The sequence below is a fragment of the Frankia sp. AiPs1 genome (assembly GCF_023716945.1).
Lineage (GTDB): Bacteria > Actinomycetota > Actinomycetes > Frankiales > Frankiaceae > Frankia.
In genome coordinates this window covers 1-3,429 of record NZ_JAMQQF010000619.1, presented here as the reverse complement: position 1 = coordinate 3,429, position 3,429 = coordinate 1, and the positions used below count along the sequence as shown (strand labels likewise).

The window sequence follows — 3,429 nt, the reverse complement described above, 5'->3', positions numbered from 1 at the left end:
GGCCTCGCCCGGGCGGGGAGCACGTCGCCGGGAACTCCCGTCGGTGCTGGCCGGCGCGGGCGGCGGGGCATCCGGGCCGAGGTGGCGCGGGCGGCCCGACGGCGGTGCATGAGATACGTCGCATGACCCACGTCGCGCGGGAGCGTCGCATCATCGACGGAAAATGCGGGAGGCTGACAGAGTGAGCACCGAGAACCTGCCCGCCGAGATCCGGGACGCACTCGTGCGGCTGGAAACCCTCGACGTCGTGGCGACGTCGGCACACGTGGAGGTCTTCGAGGAGATGAACCGCCGACTGGCCGACGCCCTGGCCGACCTGGACGGGTCGGGCGGCGGCGCGGCGGCCGAGGCCGATCGGGCGCAGCCACGGCCGGGTCCGGTCCGGCCGGTTCGGTGAGTCGGGCAGGGGGCGTGGTGTCCCGTCGCGTACGGCTGGACAGTGAGCTCGTTCGGCGCGGCCTCGCTCGTTCGCGGGAGCAGGCCGTGGCCGCGATCAGCGCTGGCCGGGTCCTGGTCGGCGGCATCCCGGCCACGAAGGCCGCCACCGTCGTCGACGGCACCACGTCGATCGCCATGTCCGCCGGCGACGACCCCGGCTGGGCCTCGCGCGGCGCGCACAAGCTGCTCGGCGCGTTCGCCGCCTTCGGCGTTCCTGCCTTCGACGCCGATCCCGACGCCAGTCCCGGCGCCAGTCCCGACGTCGACGCCGACGCCGCGCCGGCTCAGGCGGCTGCGGGCGGGCCGCTGGTGGTGGCGGGGCGGCGTTGCCTCGACGTCGGCGCGTCCACCGGGGGCTTCACCGACGTGCTGCTGCGGCACGGTGCGGCGTCGGTCGTGGCGGTCGACGTCGGCTACGGGCAACTGCTGTGGCGGCTGCGCTCCGATCCGCGGGTGCGGGTGCTCGACCGGGTCAACGCCCGCGCGCTGACCCCGGCCGAGGTCGGTGAGCCGGTCGAGCTGGTCGTCGGCGACCTGTCGTTCATCCCGCTGCGGTTGGTGCTGCCGGCGCTGCGGGGATGCGCGGCGCCGGACGCCGACTTCGTTCTCCTGGTCAAACCGCAGTTCGAGGTGGGTCGGGAGCGGCTCGGTGCCGGCGGCGTGGTCCGCGATCCGGCGCTGCACGCGGAGGTGGTGCGCGAGGTTGCGGCCGTCGCGGGCGGCCTCGGCCTCGGCGTTCGGGGGGTGACGGCGAGCCCGCTGCCCGGCCCGGCCGGCAACGTGGAGTACCTGCTCTGGCTGGCCGCGGGCGCGCTGCCCCTCGACGACGGCGCGCTGACCCGCGCCGTCGAGGCCGGTCCCGCCGGGAGCCGACCGGAGCGTCCGGCGTGACCCGGGAGATCCTCGTCGTCACCCATCCACGCCGCTCGATCGTGCGGGAGAGCGCGCAGCGGGTGATCGAGGGGCTGGCCGCCGCCGGGGTGTCGCCGCGGGTGCTGCGCGACGAGGCCGAGCAGCTCGACCTCACCGGGGCGAACGTCGTCCCGCACGACGCCGACGCCGCCGTCGGGGTGGAGATGGTGCTTGTCCTCGGCGGCGACGGCAGCCTGCTGCGCGGCGCGGAGTTCGCCCGCGGCGCCGACGTGCCGCTGCTCGGCGTCAACCTCGGCCATGTCGGTTTTCTCGCCGAGGCCGAGCCGGACGCGCTGGAGTCCACCATCGACCACGTCGTCCGTAAGGACTACACGGTGGAGGACCGGATGACCGTCGACGTGACCGTCCGTCGCCGTGGCGAGGTCACCTACTCCGGCTGGGCGCTCAACGAGATGTCCCTGGAGAAGGCCGAACGGGCGCGGATGCTGGAATGCGTCCTGGAGATCGACGGCCGTCCGCTGTCCCGGTGGGGCTGCGACGGGGTGATCTGCTCGACGCCCACCGGGTCGACGGCGTACGCGTTCTCCGTCGGCGGCCCGGTGATGTGGCCGGGGGTGCAGGCGCTGCTCGTCGCCCCGATCAGCGCGCACGCGTTGTTCGCCCGGCCGCTCGTGCTCGCGCCGAGCGCCACCGTCGCCGTGGAGATCCTGGAGCCGGTGCCCGGCGTCCTCTACTGCGACGGGCGGCGCCTCGCCGAGGTGCCGCCCGAGTCGCGGGTCGAGGTCGTGCGCGGCCGGCGGCCGGTGCGCCTGGCCGTGGTGCGTCCGCTGCCGTTCACCGACCGGCTCGTCGCCAAGTTCGACCTGCCGGTGGCGGGCTGGCGCGGCCGCAACGAACGCTGAGCGGCCACCGGACCCGGTCGGACCCGGTTCGGACCGGGTGGGGTGGACTCCGGGCGGGTCCGGCCGGTGACGGTTGTAGGCGGTTGTTGACGGTTGTTGGATGTCGGCGGCCCCGGTGGGGCGGCTAGAGTTCGGGGCGTGCTCGAGGAGATTCGCATCCGCGGCCTCGGGGTCATCGACGACGCTGCCCTCGACCTCGCCGCCGGTCTGACCGTGGTCAGCGGCGAGACCGGCGCCGGCAAGACGATGATTGTGCAGGGCCTGGGCCTGCTCACCGGCGGCCGGGCCGACTACGGCCTGGTCCGGCCCGGGGTGGAGCGGGCCTTCGTCGAGGGGCGGCTGCTCATCCCGGCGGATTCCGCGGTCGCCGCGCGGGTCCGTGACGTCGGCGGCGACCTCGACGACGATCCCGGCGGCGCCGTCCTCGTCGTCGGGCGGACGCTGACGTCGGAGGGCCGGTCCCGGGCGCAGGTGGCGGGCCGCTCGGTGCCGGCAAGTCTGCTGGCGGAGATCGCCGAGGATCTCATCGCCGTCCACGGCCAGTCCGAGGCGCAGCGGCTGCTGCGCCCGTCCACCCAGCGGGTGGCGTTGGACCGCTTCGCCGGCGATGCCGTCGCCGGGCCGCTGGCCCGCTACGGCGTGGTGTACGCGGAGCTCGCCCGCGTCAGCCGGGCGCTGGCGGAGGTCACCGAGCGGTCCCGGGAACGGGCGCAGGAGGCCGAGCTGCTGCGGATCGGCCTCGCCGAGGTGGAGCGGGTCGAACCGGCGCCGGGGGAGGACGTCGCCCTCGACGCGGACCTGACGAAGCTCGAACACGCCGAGACGCTCGTGCGCGCCGCCCGCACGGCCCACGCCGCGCTGGCCAGCGACCCCGCGTCCGGCTCCGACGACCCCGGCGCCGTCGACCTGCTCTCCGCCGCCCGCCGCGTCATCGCCGGCGACGCCGACCTCGACGCCGACCTCGCCGCGCTCGGTGCCCGGCTGACCGAGGTGGGCATGCTGCTCACCGACGTCGCCGCCGATCTCGCCTCCTACGCCGAGAGCATCGACGCCGACCCGGAGCGCCTCGCCGACGCCCAGGACCGCAAGGCCGCCCTGACCGGCCTGACCCGCGCGCACGGCACCGACATCGACGGCGTGCTCGCCTGGGCCGACCAGGCCGGTCGCCGGCTGCTGGAGCTCGACGGCGCCGGCGAGAGCGCCGAGACCCTCACGG

Annotated in this window: 4 protein-coding genes; all 4 read left to right on the top strand. The window is 75.6% G+C overall.

Annotation, left to right across the window (positions count from 1 at the left end; genetic code table 11):
- Positions 1-181 precede the first annotated feature (181 nt).
- Positions 182-397, top strand: a complete 216-nt coding sequence (locus ND748_RS28380; RefSeq protein ID WP_251749258.1) for a hypothetical protein — start codon at positions 182-184, stop codon at positions 395-397.
- A 17-nt stretch (positions 398-414) separates the two neighbouring features.
- Positions 415-1,329, top strand: coding sequence for a TlyA family RNA methyltransferase (locus tag ND748_RS28375; RefSeq protein ID WP_251749257.1), 915 nt, complete (start codon positions 415-417; stop codon positions 1,327-1,329).
- A complete protein-coding gene (locus tag ND748_RS28370) occupies positions 1,326-2,213 on the top strand; it encodes an NAD kinase (protein WP_251749256.1) in 888 nt (295 codons plus the stop codon). The genes ND748_RS28375 and ND748_RS28370 overlap by 4 nt, the downstream gene beginning before the upstream one ends.
- A gap of 138 nt (positions 2,214-2,351) precedes the next feature.
- Positions 2,352-3,429: AAA family ATPase (locus ND748_RS28365; protein ID WP_251749255.1), on the top strand; the 1,078-nt coding region annotated here is incomplete at its 3' end.